This window comes from Pseudomonas viridiflava (genome assembly GCF_900184295.1).
GTDB classification, from domain to species: domain Bacteria; phylum Pseudomonadota; class Gammaproteobacteria; order Pseudomonadales; family Pseudomonadaceae; genus Aquipseudomonas; species Aquipseudomonas viridiflava.
The window spans coordinates 2,205,316-2,227,819 of the sequence record NZ_LT855380.1 but is presented as its reverse complement, the minus strand read 5'-3'; the positions used below and the strand labels follow the sequence as shown (position 1 = coordinate 2,227,819).

Below are 22,504 nucleotides of genomic sequence, written 5' to 3'. Positions count from 1 at the left end.
GGCCGCTCCTAGTTCTGGTCGGCGCGCAACAGCGCCACCAACAGATAGATGAACAGCCCGACTCCCATCAACAGAGAGATACCATCCATAACGCTCATTGCAATTTCCCCATGATCAGGCCACATCGAATACGGCGATGGCCGCGTAATGGCATTGTCAGGATCAAAGGCGTAAAGGAACGAGGGCGAGGCGGCAGAACCCGCATAAAGAAACTGTAAAATTCGGGATTTTGCGCTAAAAAACGCTCGCGCAAAGAACATCAGGTCGGTTGGCGAACCGGGAGTGAATAAATGACATTTCTGTCAGGTTTCAAGCGCTCATTGACGCGCTAAGTTAATGGCTGGTTTTCAAGGATGAGGAACCGGCCATGAACACTGTAGAACGCTATTATCGCGCCCATGAAGCGCCCGTACGCTTGACCCCCAAGGAACAGGAGGCCCTGCACTGGGCCATGCTCGGCAAGACCGCGTGGGAAACCTCGCGCATACAGGATTGCAGCGAAGCGGCGATCAACTTCCACCTGAGCAATATTCGTCGCAAATTCGGGGTCAGCTCGATAAGAGCGGCGCTGGTCATCGCCATCAATCAGGGCATGTTGCTTTCCAGGTAGGCAACTGCTTGAAATGCTTTTCAATCCCTCATAAAAAAGCCGGCCAGGATACAAAGCATTCTTGGCCGGCCTTCTACAAGCAACGCCTCAACGCCTGACTTGCGTATCCTCAGAGCTTGCGACTGCCAGAGGATCGGCAGGGTCGTGGGGACTGTCAATCGTCACGCCCGGACTGCCGACCTCGATCAGACGGCCAAGGGCGTCGTATTTAAGCGTGCGGTTGCATTCATCGCGAATCAGATTGCCGTCCGGATCATAAGTCAGATCGATTCTGGCCGGGTAATCCGCGTGTTTATTCGTGACGGCGCTCAATTGTACAGGGTCGGGATTTTCGTAAAGATAGCTGGCAATATTGCTTTCGTTACCGAAGCTGGTCTGGACCAGTCTCAGGTTGTCCAGACCGTCGAAACTGAACAGTTGTCTGGAGACGGTCTTGCCGTAGGGATCCACAGGACAGTGAGTGCCTTCACAGGCGTATCGGGTCAGACGTCCACGCAGGTCATAACCGTAAGTCTCGTCCCGAATGACGGTGTTTCCTTCAGTCAGCAGACGCCTGGTCATGTCATCAACATGATCGTACTCCTGTTCCATTTGCTGCATGACGCCGGCAAGATCAAAAGTGCGCAGGATCTCGCGACCGAAATCGTCGTACTCCAGACCGACCGCGACACGCTGCTGATTTCCGGTGTCAGTCGTTGTGATGCTTCTCGTGCGACCCAGGGCATCGTAGGTGAAATCCGTGGATGTAGTACCCAGCGAGGTGTACCTCAAACGCCCGTAGTCGTCGTACAGGAAGGTTTGCTCCTGTTTGAGCACATCGGTATAGCCCAGCATTCGGCCAAGCCGACTGTAGCGATACTGCATTGAGTAAAGATTTCCATCGGAGAGCCGCTGCTCGCTTTTCAATTCTCCGGTGCTGTAGTAATTGCGCTCCAGACGTTCGCCCTGCTCCTGGGAATGAAGCAGACGTGCATTTTTCGGATCATAGGTGTAATCAGACGTCACGCCCTCCAGCGTCCGTTGCAACGGATCGGAGCCCAGCCGAGGCTCGTAGGTATACCCCACAGTTTTTCCGCTGGCCGTGGTGACCGACTGGGGTTGCAACATCCCCGCCTCATACTTCAATACGCGCTGTCGTCCACCCGTGACGGTTTTCCTGATGCGGTCAAGGCCATCGAACACCTGTTCGCCCAGTGGAAATGTCTTGCCGGCATGTTCGACGCTGATGGAAACAGGCAGGTCTTCGCTGCTGTGGCGCGCAAAGGTACGGTGCACGATGGCGTTATCCGGCAAGGTGGTTCTGACAGCCCGGCCAAAGGCATCATAGGAAAACTTCGTTTCCCTGAACGGTGGCTCGAGGCCGACGATCTCCTCCACGGTACGTCCCAGGCCATCGTAGTGGCTCTGCGTCTGGCTGACTTTTTTACCGTCACGGTCAAACCGGACGACAAGGGTGGGTTTTTCAAACAGATTGAGCCAGGTTTCGGTGACGCCGGTTTTTACAACGATACCGTTTTCGTCGGTTCCTTCGCTCCAGCTGCGCCGGACAGGTCCTTTGGACTCATCGGTACCGATAGGGTCGGTTTCTTCAAAATTCCTGACACCGTCCGGGCCCGTCACGCAGCGTTGTTCTCCCCAGTCGTCGTACTCGAATCTGCTGGTCAACGCCAGAGCACGCGCATCAAGCCAGTCGTACTCGCACTCCCACGCCAGCCGCCCCCATGGATCATAGTGGGCCGCATAGGTCGGACGTGTAAAACGGGTACCGAACGGGCTGGGGTTGTCAGCATCGTCACGTTCCTCGCGGATCACCCGGTGCAAGCCGTCCATGTAACTGATGGTTTTCACGCCCTTGACGTCGAACACCCCTTGCTCGGCCTGATCGCCGTCATCGGCGCAAAGGACATAGCTGTAGAACCGGGAAGCCTCGTACATCGTATCGGGCGCAACGGTCTCCGAAAAAACGCGTCTGAGCGAGTCGTATGCATAGCGGATTTCCACATCGTTGTCATCGCGATTGAGTAAAGGCTCACCCATGAGCAGAGAGTGCTCAAACGTCGTGACTTTCTGTTCGCAATCAAAGCCGGTGACCGTCTGAACCGTACGCTGCACACTTTCGCCAAAGACGGGGCTTTGCAACGTGTCGTAGGCGAAATCGGTTGCGGTGTCCTGGCCGTCCAGTGTCAAGATCTGTCGCCCGATGCGCCCATGCCGAAATGCATCGGTGGGCACGTCAATATAGTCGTAGAAAGTACTCTGCAGCGGCTGCTCGCTTTGTGCGACTTTCTTCCTGACAGCCTCGATGAGCTTGCGCGCAGTGCGTTGAAAGATAGGGGCCAGTTTTGAAACTACAGCCGCAGCCATTTTGTCCAGACTCGCTTGCAGCTTGTGTAGGGTCCCTGTCTCAATCTGCACCTGCGTTTCGCTCTGCACAGCCAGCCAGTTGTCGAGCTCGCTGTCCGCTATCGGATCAAGCGACGTGTAACGGTAGCGTGTAACAAGTGTCGGCGCCTGACCGTACTCCGAAGCCGCAGGCTCGACAGTGCGGCTCTTGATGTTACGAACAAACCCTTCCGGATCGGGCGGGCAACCATCCTCTCCTTCGGCCTCGTACCACACACTGGTTTCGACCACCCCGTTTGCGTCGGTCTGACTGAGCAGGTTGCCATGCGTGTCATAGCGGCTGCTGACGATTTCACTGCGCGGCACACGCCCACTTTCCAGTTGCCGCCATACTGTCCTGACCTCCCTGGGAAGCTGACAATAGTTGGGCTGCTGGTCGAAGGGCTTGTCCGGATCAACGTAGTACAGGGTCTGCACCTCTTTGACATTGTTGTTCTGGCGGGTGGTTTCCAGGGTGAGCAGGTGGAACTGATTGAACACACGCTCAATCGTGCGTGCCTCCTGATCGTCCACGCACAGGGTTTCGGTCGTCACATAGTGATACGCTTGCGCCCCCCCGTATTTGTAGAGATTGTCGAGGCCGTCGTCCGCCCAATCAATCTCGAGGCCGGCACCGAGGAAATTATGCTCACGGCCTTCGCTGTCCTGATAGGTGTAGTGCACCTCCACTTCAGGCTGGTCAAAACCGGGCGTGGTGCGATGACAGGTCACGCGCGGCAATGGCTGACGTCCCGCTGACCCCGGAAACTGATGGCCGCCGTCCAGGTAGGCAATGTCTTCGTGACCTCCGGCAGGTGTGTCGAGTGATGTGACACAGAGGTGTTCGCGAAACAACTCGTAATCAAAACGCCAGGATGCGGCATTCTCGGTAGGAAGTTCAATCCTATGGACACGATGATCCGAACCGCCCAGTCTCATTAAAAACTCGACGTCCGGCCCCTCCCCCGCACTCATCCGGAGACTGACAGACAGATCGTCTCGACAGATGCTCAGCAAGGTGTGGCCTGCATCATCGATGACTTCGCTGAGCAACTGATGGGTATTGTCGAAAGACGTGTAGGTCAGTTTCAAACTGTGCCCTTCAGGGGCAAACAGTTGCACGGGCAGCGCAACGGGATTCTCGCGACTCCCGACAACTTCAAGTATCTCTACCTGTCCGGACTTGTGCACGACCCGGTACGTCGAGTCGACCTGTTCGTGAAAGTGGAAACTGTCGATCTTCTTTTCCGACATCAGTAACTGATCGCCGCTACTGTCATCCACCTTGAACGTCTCGCCGGTGCTCAAGGCAAGTATCTGACTACCCGGTGTGTATTGCGACAACCCCAGATTCCAGCCCAGGCCAAAACCACTGTCTTGGGTATTGAGCGGGTTATAGTTCAATGCCAATGGAAAACCCGGACCGCGAAGCCCATTGGTTTTTATATCCGGCAATGTAATGGAAACGGTGTACTGACCGGTACGGGGGTCTACGCCACTTTGGACGAAACTCATGAAATTGAAAGCGTTGGAATGTACGGAAGTTGAAAGCGTCATTGCGTGATTCTCCCATTCTTTTTCGCAAGGGAAGACAGGCCTCATCGTTCCCTTGCAACGAACCCCATGCGCTCACCGTCAACGAGAGGTTCTCACCCTGACACAGGACAGCTTTCCTTTTATCTGATCGTCGTCTTCACGTTTTTTCCACTCGAGATAAACGCCCTCCCGAACGATATAACCAGGCTCTTGGCCTTTCAGTTCCTGGATGTCAATCCAGTCCGTACTCACCGGATCAACGTACGTCTTTAAAGCAAACACCCACCCACCGGAATCGTTACAGTGCCTCGACTCCAATTCGATGCCCGTGGCCGAACGAACATTATTCAGCTGAAAATAATTCATCTGATCATTCTTGCAGGGATTATCATCCGCGAAACTCCAATCCACAGTCGAATTGATGGGGACCGAGCACTGATCGCCCTCAGGTCTTTGATTTTCATATTTTTCTGCAAAATTTATGGAGCGTGATGTATCGCCTTCGAGCGCTACCGGCTGCCTGTCAGAGCCGAATCCTTGCAAACTCGTCAAGCCTGCCACCAGCAGGCAGGCAAAAAAACCATTCCTTATATTCATGACCCTGACTCCCTGTCGTTCAATAGCCTAAGGTTTAAAGGGGGTATACAAACTATGAAGCAGACGATTTCGTCTTCCGACACCGCTGGGTCTAAAGTCGATGTATCTTCGGTGAACGTTTCCTTTCTGATCAATCAACATGACCGCCAGCGGACGGTACAAACGATCGCGCACCGCATCGCCTGCGGGACGGTAAGGTATTTTCCAGGAGCGGTGCAGGCTGATGACCAGCGACCCCACTTCAAACCCCGGCAGTACCACGCCCTTATCCAGACTTTCACCGGTGCCTGTAACGTCCGAAACACCGGGATCGAATGAAATCTTTTCAACGCTCGGGCCATCCGGGATGGCCTGAAATATATAACCTGTCCAGCTGACAAACGACTCGTTCACTTGTTCGCTCTCCCAAAGCAGTGCCGAACAATTGATATCATCGCTCCCGTTGACCGAAGGCAGGAACTCAACGGTGTAAAACTTCATCCATTGACGCGTCATCGGATCCAACACTTTCAACGCCCAGAAATCAACAGACTTAAATACGAGATTGAATGCGGGGTCTGAAGTGACGTCGCCATCCGCCGCGGGCGGGGGCGGTTCCGCTGTGGGAGGAGGAATATCATTGCCCTCGACCCGATGCGGTTCGAACGAATAGTCTTTCGTGTCAAATACAACAAGCGCTAACGGCTCGATCGTTATCCTGTTGAACTCGTCGGCAAACTGGATCGATTCAAACCACGCTTTTGTTTCAGATTGAAACCTGGCATAAAACTCCGTGACCATTCCTGCAGGTGCACGACTTTGCAGATAAAAGGGCTGGACGACGGTGCTCGAACTAATAAGTGACGACTCGGCCGCGGCGAACGTATCCGGCACATCCGCACTGGCCATCGTCCAGGTAGCGAGATCGAAACGATTGGCGAGACTGTGGGTCGCCCACAGTTGCTGCTCTTGCAGTGCGGCCGCTTCAGCGATAGCCTCCTGACCATCAAGCAGGAATGCTATCTCCTGACTGGTAGCTTTATCGACCAGTCGCATCGAAGCCATTTCTGCCGGGCTCAACGGATAATTCACACCGCTGACGTCCATGGTTTGCGTCTCGACCCGGAACGCGAGTTGCTGGCGACCGTTCGGAAGCAACTTCCCGGCATGAAGGTTATATATGTTTGGCACCACCACCTTGAAAACACTCAGCTCACTCCACGTCGGCTCATCGATCAGATCCGACACCTCGATAACGCTATAGCCACAGGCCAGCACCATACCCTCGCGGACGATCTCACATCTGACCACGCTGTTTGACCCGGTATTCTCCAGAGGCGGGCTGAACTCGCCCTGGTCATTGACGCTGCCAGCGCCACTGATCACGTGCCAGCGGCGCTGAAAGCCCGGAAGCATCGTGGCGTCGTCGGTCAGCTTGACGGGAGTCGATTGTCGCGCCCGCGCTACAAAGACGGGATCGATTCGCAGCATGGGTTGCCCATTGGCTATCAAAACTGTGGCAACTTTCCCGTCCGCCCCCCCTGCCTCGATCTGCTGGGCGATCAGTGCCTTGTTTACAGATCGCTCATCGGGGGTGAACAGTGCACCACCTTCGACCTCACTCAGTACGCCGTACTCAGGACTGTGTAACGCCCAGAGCGTTACGGCACCGTCGGAATCAGATGCCTTCAGGGTCACAGATTCAGGGCGTGTTCCACCTGCGACGAGCACCAGGCGTGGCCCGAGTTCCAGTTTCTCGTACACGACCGTCACCAGCGCCGAAGCGACGCGAGGTCTGGCACCACCGTAAGTCGCGATGATCGCGACACGGAGGGATTCGTGGCCCAGCAGGTCCACGCGGGCTGCCGTGTAAACGCCAAGTGGATTGATCTTGCCCTGGCTTTCAAGCGTATGGCTTTCCAGGCCCCGCACCTCCCACCTGTCAACGTCCAATTCCATACCGTCAGCATCCTGCAGCACAAACCGCCGCTGCTCCCCGGCATACAATCTGGTCGTCGATGGGCTGATAGCAGCCTGCGGCGACGCGAGCGTACCGAACAGCACCAGATCGCTCGACACATCGCGCTCCACCTCGACAAACCTGCTCCGCCCAGCGAAGCGCAGGCTGTCAACGATCATCGCAAGCCCCTCGGCAGTCATGCCTCGTGCGTCGCGCGAAAGTGCCAGCGTCACCCCGAACCCAGCACGTTTGTCCGCGCCGGAGGCGTCAGGAATCAGGAATGGAAAATCACTGGTGGGTGGGAAACGTCCGGACTCAGGACGCCCCCTCAATCGCATGAATACCACCAGAGCACCCGCACCGAAGTTTCTGGCCCCCCGCACGTGCGATCCAGGCGCTGGCTGAATGAAAAGCCTGCTGCCCGAAAGCACCTGTGGAGGTAACTTCTGCACAAGAAAAAATGAACTCTGGTGCAGACGAAGATTGTTGAACTTCTGCTCAATAAATTTGGCAACAAGCGCACTGGAGACTTCGTCAGCCCCCGCCACGTTGCAGGTGAAGTCGAATGCTTTTGCCAGATCCAGTGTCACGCCAAGGTCATCATCAAGCTGCAGTTCAGCGACTGCCTGCAGGCTGAAACCCATGGCCTCAGTGATGCGTACATCCTGTGACACTGTGGTGGCGCTGCCTTGCGGGCAGCGCGATATTCGGCAAGTACCGGACACCACCCCAATCGTCACCTGCACGAACTGTTTGTACGCAGACGCACTTGAGATGGACAGAACCGGCACACCCAACTCGATGCGAGACAGATGAATGTTCACGGCCTTGTCTGTCGAGTCGATGTCACCGGAAAACGATGGAAGAAAACTCAACCGCGCATGGCGCTCCAGATACTGAACGAGCAATTGTTCGTTCAGCTCGGAGAAGCTGATGGCCAGAACAGCGCCCCAGCCTTGAGTGACCGAACCGTTGTCGGAAGTCTGTAACCGGTGTTTCAGATACCTGAGGGAAATTGACATGATTCACACTCCGGGCACAACAGGCTGCGCCTGGTCATCGGGTTTGATCGAAAGCGCCTTGACTACGGCCGCAGCCTGTTTGAGCGGCAGGGGCAGAATGATGTGCCCTGCCAACTCTCCGAGGAAATCGTCTTCCCAGGTGGCATAAATCAGGACGAAACAGTCGCCGGCATTGGAAGCGCTGGTGTAGACACCGTTCTGATCAATAGAGCCGGGGCCACCGGCAGGCAATGACCACACGAACCCTTCCTCGTCGGAAGTCTTTGCCGGAATGCGTTCTCCCTTTTTCAAGCTCGTTGTATCGACGCCGCTCAAGACCTCCAGGCGAATTTGCCCTTCGGGAAGCGTTGCATCCTCGACAGGCCTGATCGCGAGCGAAGGCGGCATCTGCTTCACAAGGATCCAGGCCGAACGGGCGTCATTGCCATCGCTGACCGTCACTTCATCCAGCACATAGGTTTTATCTGCCACCCTCGGCCCGGCGGTGTAGATCTGGCCGCCTGCCGGATCAGTCTCGTCAGGCCCGAGGCTGCCGCCACTGGCCGCGTCCTTTTTCTTCCAGACAAGATCTGCGCCACTGACACTTCTGGCCGACAGCCTTACCGACTCGCTGTGATTGCAGACTTCGATCAGAGGGTTCAGGCTGACGCCATGAAACTGGACGGCAATCAGCGTTGTAGCGCGCTCGTTGCCGACAGCGTTCTCTGCGCTGATCAACACCTGATGAAACCGCTGCCCCATCGCCTCGGTATCAGGGGCCTGATACAGGCCTTGGGCACTGATCGTCCCCGGGGCGCCATGACTGTCATCAGGCAGAGTGACAGACCATCGCAAGCCTTCGCGGATGGGCTCAGTCCTCAACTGCAGGCTCGATCCAGCCACAACCACGCCCTGGAGCGCGACAATCCTTAGCGTCGAGGAGTCAGGCCCCATTCGGCCGAACACTGCCAGATCGTGAGGCAGCCTCTTTGCCCGAGCTTGCAATCCGTGCCCGCCGCACAGTTTCAGACCCGACAGGTAGGTTTCACTGCCATCGGCACGAAAATGCGGGGCCAGTCCCTTGAGCAGACCATGTTTGGCCGTGTAGGCAACGAAGCCATTGATCTGTTGCAGTTCTGCGGGCGAAATGTCTGCCAAATGATCTGCCACAGGGGTGACCTGCGCATCATGGTTATAAGGGCAATAGAAATGGCCCTCGATCACATCGTTATCGAATTCACCAGGCGTCAGGTGAAACTCATGCTTGAGGGTGACGTTGAACGTTGCCTCCTGATACGGCTGCCACTCGCTACTGTTCAGCGCCCGGTACCGAAAGTTGAGCGTGCAGGGAAAACCCCAACTGTGAACAGCGTTGCCGTAATCGAAATCAACCGTCAGTGGCTTGTACGTGTCAGAGGCCTGCACACTGAATGCGGAAGACTCGAAAACAAAGTCGGCGCTCTGGTAACTGTCGCCCGCCACGTCGAACGTGCCCGACCGGGCGACCATTGATCTCAGCGGCTCCTTGTCAGGCATTTCGAAAAAGAATTCGGGGCTATTGAGCATTTCCATCACGGCATGGCCAAGCGCGGCCCTGTGGAGCGCGTGAGAGGAAAACACCATCGCCGCCGAATAGTCAGCGCCTGCGTCATTGGGAATCAGATAACGGAAATCCGAGCTGTCATCCGGCAGCCCACCCGCCACGCCATAATCAAGCGTGACAAACAGCAGCAACGCTCCCTTGCCCTGCGCCTCTGCGGTTTGTCGAGAAACACCTTGAGCGTTCTCGAGCTGGGCTCTTGCCTCGATCCTGCGCACCTTCAACAACGGGTTGTCCGTGGCGCTGAATTCGACGATCGGAAACACGCGCGCAGATTCGGAAAGGCTTTGCAACCAACTGTGAAAATATTTGCCCGCCTCGCGCTGCTCAGTCTTCGTGCCGGCAATCGTCAGCTCCGGGCCCTCGCCAAGCGCCAGATCCACAGAAAGGGTATTGGATTCGCTGGCCAGCGCCAGATCCATATCAAGCGCCGGACTGTTAAGCGGCTCATAGGCCGATATCCGCAGTACCTCGTTCTGACCATACTCTCGGGCCAGAATAGTATGCAGGCCACCGACCATCGACACTCGCCATGCCAGTGGTGCATGTTCAAGCGAGGCCTGCCTGAGTGAAAGGCCTGGCGGCCCTGATACGAATCCCGAGAAAAAGTGCGAGATGTTGGTGTCGAGGATGGAGACGCTTCCGTCGGGTACGGTTGGCGTCACGCCATTCTCGAGGTTGAGCTGGTAAATGCCCTTCAGGCCCTCACTGACCTGTCGAGTATCCAGCGCTATCACATTATCCCAACCTCTCAACCGGGTCGTGTCCCTCAACCACACCAACAGACTGTCCATTGAATAACCCGCCATGACATCACCTCCTGTGATATCCGTGTGCATCTTGTTTACAAACTACCGTCAATTGCTTTGCTGAATACATTGCGAATCGTGAAGGCAGCCTTGACCCACTTTAGCGTTCACGCAAAGGCAACGGCAGAATGATATGCCCCTCGAACGCCCCCAGGATCGGGTGCTCCCACCTTGCGAAAATCAGAACAAATCGTTCGCTGGATTGCGGATCACTGAGGTAGGTGCCGGTTTCGCTGATTGACCCGGGCCCGTGCGCCCCGATTGACCAGTTAACGACCTGATCGGGCGGCAAGGGTTTGCCATTGGCGAACGCCAACAAATGGATGCTGTCTGCGGTAAGCCCCGCCTCTTCATGTTTGATCACCAGGCCTGGCGGCTTCTGTTGCACCAGCACCCAGGCCGATACGCAGCCGTCGACGCCTGTCACGACAACCTCATCCAGTACGTAGGTTTTACCTCGTACGGCCGGCGCCGCGAGATAGGCGCGATTGCCGTTGTGATCACTGCCTGGTTGCTCGCTGAATTGCAGCTCTCCACTTTCGCCTTCGACAAAATTGTCAATGCGCCATTCCAGATCACCGCCGCCAAGGGCACCGGCAGCCAATTCCACGCTAGCCAGGGCATCGCAGACCTGAATAAGCGGATTGACGGTCAGCGCATTGGCCAGCACGGTAACCAGCGCCGAGCTGGCATGCCCGGTGGCCGGATCCGTGGCGGTGACCCTGATCCGGGTGAACGACTTTTCAAGCGAGCTGGCTTCCGGCGCGTAATACTTGCCCACCCCACTGATCGCACCAAAATCTTCGGATTCTCCGTACAGATTTTCGATACTCCATTGCACATCCACCTCGGGTGGATCGGTCGTGAACTTCATGGAGCTGTCAGCCGCCATCAGGTGCTCCTGAGGCGTCACGACAAAATCGTCTGCCACCGCAGCCACACGACCGACCGATAGGAAATCCCGAGGTGCACGCAACACATCGCTGGTGACGGCGCGATTGAAATTGAGCTGGACGCTTTCACGGATGAACCCGCTGACTTGCACACTCGCATTGAACGTGCTTTCCAGGATGTCCGTAATCCTTGTGATGAACAGCGCCCGGCTGCTGGTCGAGGCAGCATAACCTGCTGCCATAATCAAAGTCATAAGCGCGAGAGAAGGGGTCGGGGCACCGGGTTCGATGCCGATATCCTGGTCTGAACTGCTTACGTCCAGGTTGAGCTCGGGCTTGAGGATCAATTCGCCGGTTTCATCGTTGAAACTGTACTGGACAGTCACGTCAATCGAGATTTTTTCCGCGAACACAATCGGCGGAAACTGTATGCCTTTCAGCTCAAGCATATTGGCAATCGTGAGGCTGTCCTTCCACTTCAGCAGAACACGGTTACGTCCGGCCAGCTCCAGAACCATCGGCTGCGATCGCGCAATATCAACCTGCGCACCGTTCCAGTAAATGTGGGGAGTCACCAAAACACCGTCGACCCTGCTTGGGAGAAGATCCTGACTGGAGGTCGGAAAATTCAGCAAACCACTGGTTGCAGTAGCATTGATCACGACGCCGTCAGCGTTTTGCTTATAGTCAAACTTGGCGGCCTCGAAGCGCGCCTTGATGGCCTCTGCCACCGTTTCAACGTAACGCGCGGCGTCAAAGGCTCGCTCAGCTTCGAGCAGGACGGTGGCTGAATAGTCCTTGTCCTGATCATTCGGGATCAGATACGCATACTCGACCGGAATATCTCCGCCCTCCGAGCTGCCCTCCATCCGTATGAACACCAGAAGAGCCCCGTCACCAAAGCTCGCCGCACGGCCATCGCGCGCAGCCATGGGATCGGACTGCGTACGCAGCTTGAACGACGCCGGCACCAGCAACGGGTTGCTGTTCTTCTGAATGACACCCAGTGTCCAGATCCGCTGTGAGTCGGGCAGCTTGTTGAAGAGCTCGCTGAAAAAATCACCGCCCAGCTTTCGCTCATATTCGGTGTCTGCAAACGACAGCGTGAAATTGTCACTGTCCTTGAGGTCCAGTCGCACCCGACCGTCACTTTCGACAAGACCAGGAACCTGATCGAGTTGCAGGTCAAGCGTCAACTCAGGCCCCTGCAGCGGGTCGATGTACACCGCCTTTTCGACCTGCCAGACATCGACGTTGTTGTGAAGCGTGAACTGCGTTCCGCTGTAAATGGAACATTTCAAGGTCGCGCGTGAGCGACCAAGGTCATCATTGGTAAAGGCCAGACGTGGTGCATCGAGGATGAAATCGTGAATGCTTTCCTTCCACACCCCGTTCACTGTCGACACTTCACCGCTGATGGGCGGCAGGTAAGTGTCGCTGTCGAAACGGGCGGTATATTCCTGTAATAACAGATCGTTGATCTTGCCCCGTGCCATGGCACAGATGGCGCCCCACCCCCACATGACGTTGCTGTCGGGTTTGGCCATCCATTGCACGAGCCCCTCGAGGGAAGGATCATTGAGCAGCGATTTCTGACCCATTTCTTCCTCTTCAATGCCCACGCTCAGCAACCCCAGCTCGTCAGGGAAGTCTTCCAGCGGAAGTGGCAGGATGATGTGGCCTTCGATGTCGCCAAGAAATGCATCGTCATACGAGGCAAATATCAGGACAAACCGGTCATCGGTACCTTGAGGTGCGGTATAGATGCCCTCTGCATCGAGAGAGCCCGGACCTTCCAGCGGCAGACGCCATGAGACAGGCATGGCCTCGTCGCTGTCGAAGAAGGCTCGCAGACGTATCTGCCCGGCGGACAGGTTGACGTCCGGGAACGGTCTGACTGTCAACGGTGACACTATCTGCCTGACCAGCACCCAGGCAGAACGCGTCTCGCCTGCGCTGCTGACCTGCAGTTCATCGATCACATACGTCTTGTCCGGCACTCTTGCCGCCGCGACGTAGCTGCAATCGTGGCCAGGCACCTTACCGGGTTCCAGCGTACCGCTTTCCCCCGCCACCGGGTTGCGCACCGTCCACTGCAGCGCTGCATCGTCCAGTGCGCCGCCCGCCAGTTCCACGGTTTCGCCGGCGTTGCATACCTGAATCAAGGGACTGATGTTCAACCTGTGTTCCAGTACAGTGACAAGCGCAGCGCTGCTGTGCCCGTTGTGCGTGGCGACCACCCTTATGCGATTGATCGCGGGGCCTGACGTTTCAGCGCCAGGTGCCTTGTACAGCCCTGCAGAATTGATGCTGCCCAGGCCTGCACCGCCGCCTGCCGGGTCCTCCAGTGACCAGATCACACCTGCGACACCGGGTTGGGTGCTGAACTGCTGACTGCCTCCTGCCGCCATTATCGGCTGCAAAGGATTGATGACGAACGTCGTCAGGGTCGGGTTGACGCGGCCAAAAATGACAACGTCACGAGGGATGTGCAGGCTCTGGCTTTCGATGAACTGGTCAGCCCCCACCTTGATGTTGTCCTTCAGGAAGGCTTCGGCACCGGTCCCGGCCGAAAAGGTGGTTTCAAACATCGGATCGATGCTTTCGCTGACTGTTTCCAGAAATGCGTAGTGAACGAGGTCGAGTATCACCTGCTCGATAAAACTCCAGAACCAGCCCGTCCGGCGAGCCAGATCAAGGTCAGCGGGGGCAACGTATGTTTTATCGAGCGTATAAGCCGTTCTGGAGAACGTGAGGCCTTGCAGTTCATAAGTGGCGTCGAGCCTTAGGGACACACCAAAGGTGATGCTGTCCTCCTCGGACTGATCCTCTGCCGACATACGCATTGTCGCTGAGGCTGCCGAAGACCAGGTGATATGAATGCTGGTGCCCTCGATGCCCAGTACGAGCGGCTGCTCGACCGTGGCAGGGAACTTCATTTTTTCAATGACGCAAACCACCACATAACCCGTGTCCGGATCGGTTTGCTCGATCGTCATGGGCGGCACGCTCAATTCTCCGGAGGTCAGCTTCGCTTCTGCGCGTGAACTCTGTGCATCGTAGGCAAACGAAAATGCCTGGCCGCCGAATGCTTTCTCGATAGCAGCGAACAAGGCAAAGGGGGTTGTGGCCTGGTCAAAAAGTACCGTGGCCGAATACTGCTCCCCGACATCGTCAGGAATGAAATAGGGGTAATCAGCCGGAAAGTCGTCTCCCCTGTCCTGACCCGCCATGTTGATGCACACAAGAACAGCGCCGTCGCCATCATTATCCCGCTCCGCTGCCGGGTTTTTCTGCGCACGCAGCGTAAAGCCATCCGGCGTCATCAGCCCTCCACCTTCGCCGCCTATACTGCCCAGCTCCAGGATACGTTTGTCATCCGGCTGTCCTTTGAACCAGTTTTGAAAAATCTGCCCGATCCTTTTTTGCTGCTCTTCAGTGTCGGCTCCCATAAACCTGAAGTCATCACAGTTCCTGAGGTCCAGCAGGATGCGACCGTCGTCGTCCACGTCTCCCGACGCAGTTGTCAGGTCCACGTTCAGCAGTACTCTGGGGGCGGTCAAGGGGTTGATCGCCGTGACTTTCTGGATATGCCAGCCCTGAGTCTCGGCAACGAGCAAGAGCCAGGAACCGGCTGTGACCGGACAGCTCAGGCTTGCATGATCGTGCTCGGCCCTCTCGAACGATAACTGGGGCGCATCCAGCAAAAAACCGCTGAGGATGTCTTTCTGCTTGCCCGGAATCGTGTCAACCGCTGCATCGATACGAAACCCGGTATCAGCGGTATGGCTGGCAATGTGATTCTGCACCAGCACCTCATTGAGCTGCTTGCGCGCCAGTACTGCAATGCATCCCCAGCGATGCATCACGTCGTTTTTGCTGTCGCGCATCCATGACACGAGACCTTCCAGCGAACTGCCATCCATAGCGATTTTCTCCCAGCCAAACGTCAGGCGTTGAATCAGTCGAGCACACTGAAGTCGATAAAGGGGAAGGTCACGTAGGTCGCCCCGTCATCAAAGCTGACGGCAACCGTAACCCTGTTGGTCTCGCTGTTTCTCTTCAGGCGCGCCAGAAAATCCTTGGGAAGGATTACCGATACCTCTCTCGCCTGATACTCCGTAGGGGTAACGGGTTCGGCAGCCCCCGTACGAATGTCGATTCTTTCTTCCCCTCCTGCCTGCAATACGCCTATGGCCTTGACCTGTACGCGCTGGCCCTGCGCCATATAGACCCATGAGGCCAGATCAAGCCCGGCGCCCTTCGCAGGCACGCTGCCCAATGGAATTCGCGCATCAGTGGCAGGTGGACGCTTGATCTGGATCACTGGCCAGCCTTCCTTGATCCCTCTGACTTCCAGATCGAATATTTTCGACATTCCCGAGGGTTGCGAAACAGGCTTGACCTCGTAATAGACACTGACATGCCGCCCCATGTTGGCAGGCACGGCAGAGGCAGGGATATCGAAGGAACGGGGATCACCTGGTAAAGGAATGGCAATGAAGCTGCCGGTGTTGCCGTACCCGTCCCAATGCATTTGCACGGTATCGTCGACACCGATGAAGGCGCTGTCCGGAATACGGACACGTGCTCCACGAACAAGGCTGGATGCAAAGATATGCCCCGCCACGCCGTTTTCGATCACGCCGTCGATAATGGCATCGTCGATCTCCGGCGGCGGTAGATCGAGGGGTTTGCGGATCATTACTTTGTGTGCAATGGCGCTGCCCGCCTGGCCTTCACGCGCGTACTGCCATGTAAACTCGATTTCCTTGCCGTTGTTCTGCAACAACCATTGATACGAAAGATCGAACTGCAGCACGCCGCTGTCGAGATTCGAACGATCAGTACGCAGGCTCTGTGCCTCTTGTTGCACACCGCTTGCGTACAGCACCACGCCGTCGTCGATACGCATGCCGGGATAGGGCTCGATGACCAGTGTGAGGCCGTCGGGAAAGGAGTTGGGGTCCAGCGAGCCACCGCTGAACCCTTCAATCGTCAACGCGGGCAGCATAGGTTGCGAAGGAGCGACGACAGACAGCCTCTGAATGAGCGACACCGTCGGTTGCGTGGGTGTCGCATAGTCGACGCTGTAGTGCATGAAAAAAAAACCGTCTTCGATCATCGACAGCTCGGTCACACCGATGACCCACAGCAACGTTTGCCCCACATCCGCCTCGGTCACCTCTTTTGACTGAACGAGGGAGATCAGGCAAAAATCCTCAACCAGGTAAAGGTCGAGCGTGAGCGTGACCTTGTCACCCGCAAGCATGGCGCGATAAGGCGGCGTCACGATCGAAATGGTATCGATCTTTTCCAGCAGCGCAGGATCGAGGTGCAGGTCATGAGACTCCTTGCACTGCGCGACTGCCAGGGCAGGCAACATCATCGACCGCTCGCCGACGTAGAAAAACAGCCGCGCGGACTCTTCGCCCGGATCGTTCGGCTGGGCGGGATCGAGGAGCCGATAGGAATAAAACACCCAGCCCTGATCCAGCGCCTTGAGCAACGCATTATCAATCTCCAGAAGCATGCCTTCGGGCCCTGGATTGATGACCTGCTGCATATCTGCAAAGAAATCCACAACCTCTCCTGCAGCCCCGCAGCCTCGCCAGTTAGGGTAGAAAAAATCACCGTCAGCGATGCCCGGATAACTGACATACGTCGTCAGGGCAGCGGTGCCCAACCTGGCCAGATCGATGTAATTGCCAGGCTGTTGCAGGTCAGGCACCTTTGGCGCAGGCAGATTGCGGGTCATATCGGATGGCTCCTGTCGCATTCGTACTCGACTCAAGAACGAAACGCTGCGGGCATCAGGCTCACGACAGCGGGTGGAGCATTTCTACCCCGTGCCCACTGCCCCGCCTACTCGCACAATTGCTAGGTTGCCAGCCTGCGGAGGATTGTTAGGGTTAATACGAGCCTGGCTTCAGCACTGCAGGCTCAATAATGCCCAGGCGCACGGATCAGAGATTGTCAGGCGTCCGCGCACTCGTCTCTTCGCCGATCAAAGAGGTCCGCCTCCATGCCTGCAGCCACCAGTTCCGTGCATTCCAAAGCGCTCAGTTTCATGAGCAACCTGAAAAGCGGTGTCGATCCGCGCACCGGGCTTTACAACGTATCGATCGATCTGCCCGAGTTGAAATGCAATGACTTGCGCGGTCCGGACATCAAACCCACGCTGTCTTACAGCCCCTTGAATACCCTGGACAGTGGCTATGGCTACGGCTGGACCCTCGAACTTTCGCACTACGATATCAGTCGGCATATTCTGTCTCTAAGTACCGGTGAAACGTACCGCATCGATAACACGGACGGCGCCGAGCTGCTGGCGACGGAGAAAAAACTGGATACGTTTCACTTCTACAGGATCGATCAAAAAAGCTTTCGTGTGGCACATAAATCCGGACTCACGGAACTGCTGACCGTGCACAGCGCCGGCGACTCCCAGGTTGCCCTCGTCACCCGGATCATTGCGCCCTCCGGGCACAGCGTGCACCTCAGTTATTCCGCTGCGGGCAACAGTCAGTTCAGGTTGAAAGAGATCACGGATGACGCCGGTGAAAGACTGCTTGCCGTGTCGCGCAGCGATAACATGGTGAGCATTGATCTCTACCCTGACTCAGGCACGGATGGCCAACTGACCGATTACAAGCTGATCCTCGGTTACAGCGATAACCGCGTGAAACGCGTTGTTTTGCCTACCGATAATGAGGCGAGCTGGGAGTTCGAATATGATTACAGCCACGAACAGCTGTGCATCGTGTCTGTACGCACGCCGACGGGTGGAAGGGAATTCCTGAGCTACCATGACGCTGGGCACACATTTCCTGCCAGTGCCCATCGTACCGCTCTGCCCAGAGTTACCCATCACCGGACTGAACCGGGGTTTGGTCAATCTGCGGTCGATGTGGAATACATCTACAGCGACAAGAACTTCCTGGGTGCCGGTCTTACCATAGCCTGGGAAAACGACGGCCTGGACAACCTGTTCAAAACCCTCCAGGACTACGACTACGTCTGCACTGAAAGCCTGTGTATCGATGACAAACCCGCACGCACTGTTCAGCGCACCTTCAACCGGTTTCATCTGCAGACGCTGGAAGTCACCTCCCAGAACAACCATACCCAGACGTTACGTACGGACTACAACATCAGACCGGGCCTGCCTTTTGACCAGCAACCCATCGATTGCCAGATGCCCCGCGAGATCACTACAGAGTGGACCGTGTCGGGTGAGTCGGCGATACGCAAGGAGACAGTCACCCACACCTACTACCCTGACGGCAACCTGCAGACCAAGACACGTGCGGACGGAGTCGTCGAACACCTGACGTGGTATCCAGCGCAAGGCGAGAGAAGCCCGGACGGCAGCGAGCTCTGCCCTGCCAACCCCAAAGGTTTTGTCAGTCAGTTGAAGGAAAAGACTATTACACCCGCGAAGTCCAGTCAGGATGGCGCTCCGACGTTGAGTACGCGTTACACCTATACAGCGCTGCCTGCGCTGGAGGGCAGCAACATGCCTGAATGGATCGTGCCGGTCACCGAGACGATGGTGCACCTGAACGCTGACGGCAACGGTAATGAGCTGGAGCTGCAGCGGACCCGCAAAGAGTATTTTCACGCTCTGGAGGAACCATTTTCGCATGGTCGCACCCAGCGTCAGACTCAAACCTTGAATAAAAAATCGACCTCTATCACCTACGATTACAAAAAAATCACGAGTGAACAGACGGGCCTGCAAGCCTTGCAGACCAAACAGTGCCTGAGCAACGATTTCGATAACGCCACCAAGACGAGCCTGCGCCAGCAGTCACTGCAGACGGCACTTGAGCAAATGAGCCTTGCCGATGGTGTGAAGATTCACTACAAGTACGACGTTCTGAGAAGAGTGATTCTTGAAACGACTGCGCCAGGCACGCCACTCTTCGAGGCCAGCCGTTCTTACCAGTACACCTTGTGCGCGGGACCTGAAGATCAGGCCGAACAGGTCATGACCGATGCACTGGGTGTAAAGACCTGTACCCGAGTGGACGGAATGGGCCGGATCATCTTCGAGGCTCGGGACAACCTCGACAGCAATAACCCCCAGGCCCTGAAGCAAATATATTCGGCCTGCTACGACGCCTGGAGCAACATGCTCACAGAGACCGTGTACGACCACCGCGACAATGATCAACCGCTCGTTCTCACCAACCGTTACCTGTATGACGACTGGAACCAACAACGCTGCGTTATCGGCAGCGATGGTGTGCAGACCCATCAGTTGTTCGATCCCGTCGGCAGCGCAGAATCCGCCAGCCCCATTCTGCGCAGCTGGGTTCAAAGCGCCGGGCCGGAACCGCTCATTACCGGTCGCCAGGAAACCTGGCTGAACCTGTTCGGCAAACCGGACCGCATCATCAGCCAGAACGGCGATGGAGAGACAGCCAGCACTCAGACCTTTTTATACGATGGTCTGGGACGCTGTACGAAGCAGACCGATCAACTGCAGCAGGAAACGTTGTACCGCTACGATGCATGGTCGCGCATGATCACAACAACGTTGCCCGACACCAGCGTGGTCGAACGCAGTTACGCCGTGCACAGTTCTGCCGAGTTGCCGGAAAAAATTGAAGTCATTCACGCCGACGGCACGACCCGGACGCTGGCAGGTGAGCAGGTATTCGACGGGCTGCAGCGTCTGACGCAGACCCGGATTGGCAACCGGACCGAGACCTTCACTTACGAGGATAGCCGATCACAGATCAAGGCAAGAACAACCGGCAAAACCGACACGATACAGTTCACTTACGACCCGACACTGACGCATCAGGCCCTGACCAGCACTGCGCCGGATGAAAGGGCCCGCTTCGAATACCACGACAAGAGCGCCCGCCTGCTGCTTGCAGAGAACGAACAGGGTAAACGCACCTACCTCTATGACGCGCTCGGCCGCCTGCAGCGTGAGGCATGGACCGATAAGCAGGGCAACGACTGGACAACCTTTCACGAGTCGTCATCAAAGGGACGCCCTATAAAACGTAGCGAGCAGATTCCCGGCACGACCCTGTCTATCGACACAACGTATGACTATGACACGCTCGGTCGAATCGCAACGCTGGAGCAGGGCAATCTTGTTGCAGAGTTCGGCTACGACGACTTGGGTCGCGTTCAGCTGATATTGACGACCGACATCAACGCATCGACCGTGTTAAGCACGGCACTTGAATACGATGATCAAGGAAGGGAAACCCTCAGAACGCAGTGTTTTCCCGACCAGCCCGCGCGCTACATTCGTCAGGAATGGCAAGCGGACAATCTGCTCAAGAGCCGACATCTTCACCTGAACGACGGAACCAGTCTGCTGCTTGAAGAGTTCAGGTACGACGCCAGGGGACGTCTTGACGATTACCGTTGTTCAGGCGCCACGCTCCCCAAAGATGTCATGGGTCGCGAGATCACGAAACAACAGTTCAGCTTCGATGCTCTGGACAACATCACGCTGAGCAAAGCCGAATTTGCCGATGGCAAGCTCGAACTCGCCATGTTCTCGTATGACACTCATAACCCCTGCCAGCTGACAGGTATTGCGTACATGCCTGCAAGGGCAACACCGAATCCGTCGTTCACCTACGACCTGAACGGCAACCAACTCAATGACGAGCGAGGCCAGAAGCTTGAGTACGATAGCCAGAATCGTCTGGTGGGTGTTCATGGCTCCGAGGGCGAGCCAGTCAGCGCCTATGCGTATGACGGTCATGATCACCTCGTAACCTCCAGACACGGCAGCGCCAGTGAAACGCTGCACTTCTATCAGGGACATCAGGAAAGCAGCCGTGTCCAGGACGGTCACCGCACCCAGCACCTTTATCTCGACGAGCAACCACTGGGCCAGCAGACGACGGACGACCCGCAAAAAACACTGCTGTTGCTCACCGACGCCAACCGGAGTGTGCTTGGTGAATTTCAGCAAGACACGTTGAGAACGGCGGTCTACAGCGCCTACGGGGAGCAGCCGTCGGACCAACCGCTTCTCGCACTTCATGGGTTCAACGGCGAATCGCGAGAGGCATCCACCGGCTGGTACCTGCTGGGTAACGGCTACAGGGCGTACAACCCTGCCCTGATGCGTTTTCACAGTCCGGACTTCATGAGTCCATTCAGCGAGGCCGGGGTCAATCCTTATGCCTACTGCCTGGGCAACCCCATCGCCCTGCGTGACCCCACCGGCCACGACGCAGCCAACCAGAGTGGCCGGTTGCGTCGACCGGATGAAAATGTGGTGCCGGGAAGTTCCGCTGGTGGTGGTTTTGGAGTGGTGGACTGGGTGATGCTGGGTGTGGGCGTCGTATTCACCATAGCGGGTGCCTACGCGACAGTTGCCAGCTTCGGAGCAACCGCGCCGGTAACGGTTCCTGTCTCGGTAATGGGGATCTCGATGAGTGCCGCATCAGCCTCGACAATAGCCACCGGGATGCTCGCTCTGGGTACGGTGGTGCAGGCTGCGTCAACTGCGGCCAGCGCATATGGCGCTGCTACCAACAACAATACCTGGCGCGCAGCAGGCCTGTACGCGGGTCTGGCATCGATACCTCTCTCATTCGGCGGCGGTGCAATCGCCTCCACAGTGAAAAGTACCGTCAAAGCGGCTCTTGGGCCTGCGGCAGCCGCGCAGACGGCAGCTAGAAGCAGCTTATCGTCAAGCGTCGCAGTTATAGCAGCGAGTGAGTCGAACGCGGGAGGCGCTGCGTCGAGAACCTCGAACGGCCTGAGAAGCACTCTCGACGATTTCATCACTCTACCAAGAGCTGCCCTTAAACCTCAGTTCATGGCGATTAACGTAGACATGAGCGCTTCAAGGCTGCACACGCTGCCGATAAAAGTGTCAGGCAGTAACCCCGGTGTCAGCGGTGCGCGGACCGCAGCCAGCGCCAATCGAGCCGCTCAACCGGTACTGAACAACGTGCCAGCCATGGCAGTCACAGGTCAGAATATCCAGCCGACATTCGTCATCGCAGAGCAGTTTCCGGCGAACGGCAAACTGAACTATGGGATCAGAATGATTGGATACAACTGATGTGACGCAACGCTACGGGCTTGCTGTGACATGAAGCCTACCCAGTGAGGGCATGATCACATAAAAGGTGGAATGGCC

The 22,504-nt window shown here is 56.6% G+C and carries 9 protein-coding genes; 2 read left to right on the top strand and 7 right to left on the bottom strand.

Translation table 11 applies throughout. The features are described from left to right. Positions 1-8: 8 nt before the first annotated feature. Positions 9-98 (bottom strand): K(+)-transporting ATPase subunit F, encoded by a 90-nt coding sequence (kdpF, locus tag CFBP1590_RS10290; RefSeq protein ID WP_004882540.1) that lies wholly within the window; start codon positions 96-98, stop codon positions 9-11. Between the two features lie 269 nt (positions 99-367). Between kdpF and CFBP1590_RS10285 the strand changes: the two genes are divergently transcribed. Further along, on the top strand, positions 368-610 hold the full coding sequence (locus CFBP1590_RS10285) for a helix-turn-helix domain-containing protein (RefSeq protein ID WP_004882541.1): 243 nt from the start codon (positions 368-370) through the stop codon (positions 608-610). 87 nt (positions 611-697) lie between these two features. Here CFBP1590_RS10285 and CFBP1590_RS10280 read toward each other — a convergent pair whose 3' ends face one another. From CFBP1590_RS10280 to CFBP1590_RS10255, 6 genes are all read right to left on the bottom strand, one after another. Beyond that, positions 698-4,549 (bottom strand): RHS repeat domain-containing protein, encoded by a 3,852-nt coding sequence (locus tag CFBP1590_RS10280; protein WP_231991839.1) that lies wholly within the window; start codon positions 4,547-4,549, stop codon positions 698-700. Between the two features lie 78 nt (positions 4,550-4,627). Beyond that, the gene (locus CFBP1590_RS10275) at positions 4,628-5,125 is read right to left on the bottom strand and encodes a hypothetical protein (protein WP_029243925.1); all 498 of its coding nucleotides are present in this window, start codon (positions 5,123-5,125) and stop codon (positions 4,628-4,630) included. Between the two features lie 27 nt (positions 5,126-5,152). Continuing rightward, entirely contained in the window at positions 5,153-8,086 is a 2,934-nt protein-coding gene (locus tag CFBP1590_RS10270) for a hypothetical protein (RefSeq protein ID WP_088234966.1), read from the bottom strand. 3 nt (positions 8,087-8,089) lie between these two features. Next, positions 8,090-10,474 (bottom strand): hypothetical protein, encoded by a 2,385-nt coding sequence (locus CFBP1590_RS10265; RefSeq protein ID WP_088234965.1) that lies wholly within the window; start codon positions 10,472-10,474, stop codon positions 8,090-8,092. 100 nt (positions 10,475-10,574) lie between these two features. Next, the gene (locus tag CFBP1590_RS28065; protein WP_231991838.1) at positions 10,575-15,293 is read right to left on the bottom strand and encodes a hypothetical protein; all 4,719 of its coding nucleotides are present in this window, start codon (positions 15,291-15,293) and stop codon (positions 10,575-10,577) included. Positions 15,294-15,328: 35 nt separating this feature from the next. Beyond that, a complete protein-coding gene (locus tag CFBP1590_RS10255; RefSeq protein WP_088234964.1) occupies positions 15,329-17,125 on the bottom strand; it encodes a hypothetical protein in 1,797 nt (598 codons plus the stop codon). Between the two features lie 267 nt (positions 17,126-17,392). On the opposite strand from CFBP1590_RS10255, the gene CFBP1590_RS10250 reads away from it, so the two are divergent. Next, on the top strand, positions 17,393-22,426 hold the full coding sequence (locus tag CFBP1590_RS10250; RefSeq protein WP_088234963.1) for an RHS repeat-associated core domain-containing protein: 5,034 nt from the start codon (positions 17,393-17,395) through the stop codon (positions 22,424-22,426). Positions 22,427-22,504 lie beyond the last annotated feature (78 nt).

Bases quoted from the DNA above. Each gene is read 5' to 3' on its own strand.
- kdpF (WP_004882540.1), bottom strand. From the start codon at position 98: ATGAGCGTTATGGATGGTATCTCTCTGTTGATGGGAGTCGGGCTGTTC.
- CFBP1590_RS28065 (WP_231991838.1), bottom strand. From the start codon at position 15,293: ATGGATGGCAGTTCGCTGGAAGGTCTCGTGTCATGGATGCGCGACAGC.
- CFBP1590_RS10285 (WP_004882541.1), top strand. From the start codon at position 368: ATGAACACTGTAGAACGCTATTATCGCGCCCATGAAGCGCCCGTACGC.
- CFBP1590_RS10280 (WP_231991839.1), bottom strand. From the start codon at position 4,549: ATGACGCTTTCAACTTCCGTACATTCCAACGCTTTCAATTTCATGAGT.
- CFBP1590_RS10265 (WP_088234965.1), bottom strand. From the start codon at position 10,474: ATGGCGGGTTATTCAATGGACAGTCTGTTGGTGTGGTTGAGGGACACG.
- CFBP1590_RS10250 (WP_088234963.1), top strand. From the start codon at position 17,393: ATGCCTGCAGCCACCAGTTCCGTGCATTCCAAAGCGCTCAGTTTCATG.
- CFBP1590_RS10270 (WP_088234966.1), bottom strand. From the start codon at position 8,086: ATGTCAATTTCCCTCAGGTATCTGAAACACCGGTTACAGACTTCCGAC.
- CFBP1590_RS10275 (WP_029243925.1), bottom strand. From the start codon at position 5,125: ATGAATATAAGGAATGGTTTTTTTGCCTGCCTGCTGGTGGCAGGCTTG.
- CFBP1590_RS10255 (WP_088234964.1), bottom strand. From the start codon at position 17,125: ATGACCCGCAATCTGCCTGCGCCAAAGGTGCCTGACCTGCAACAGCCT.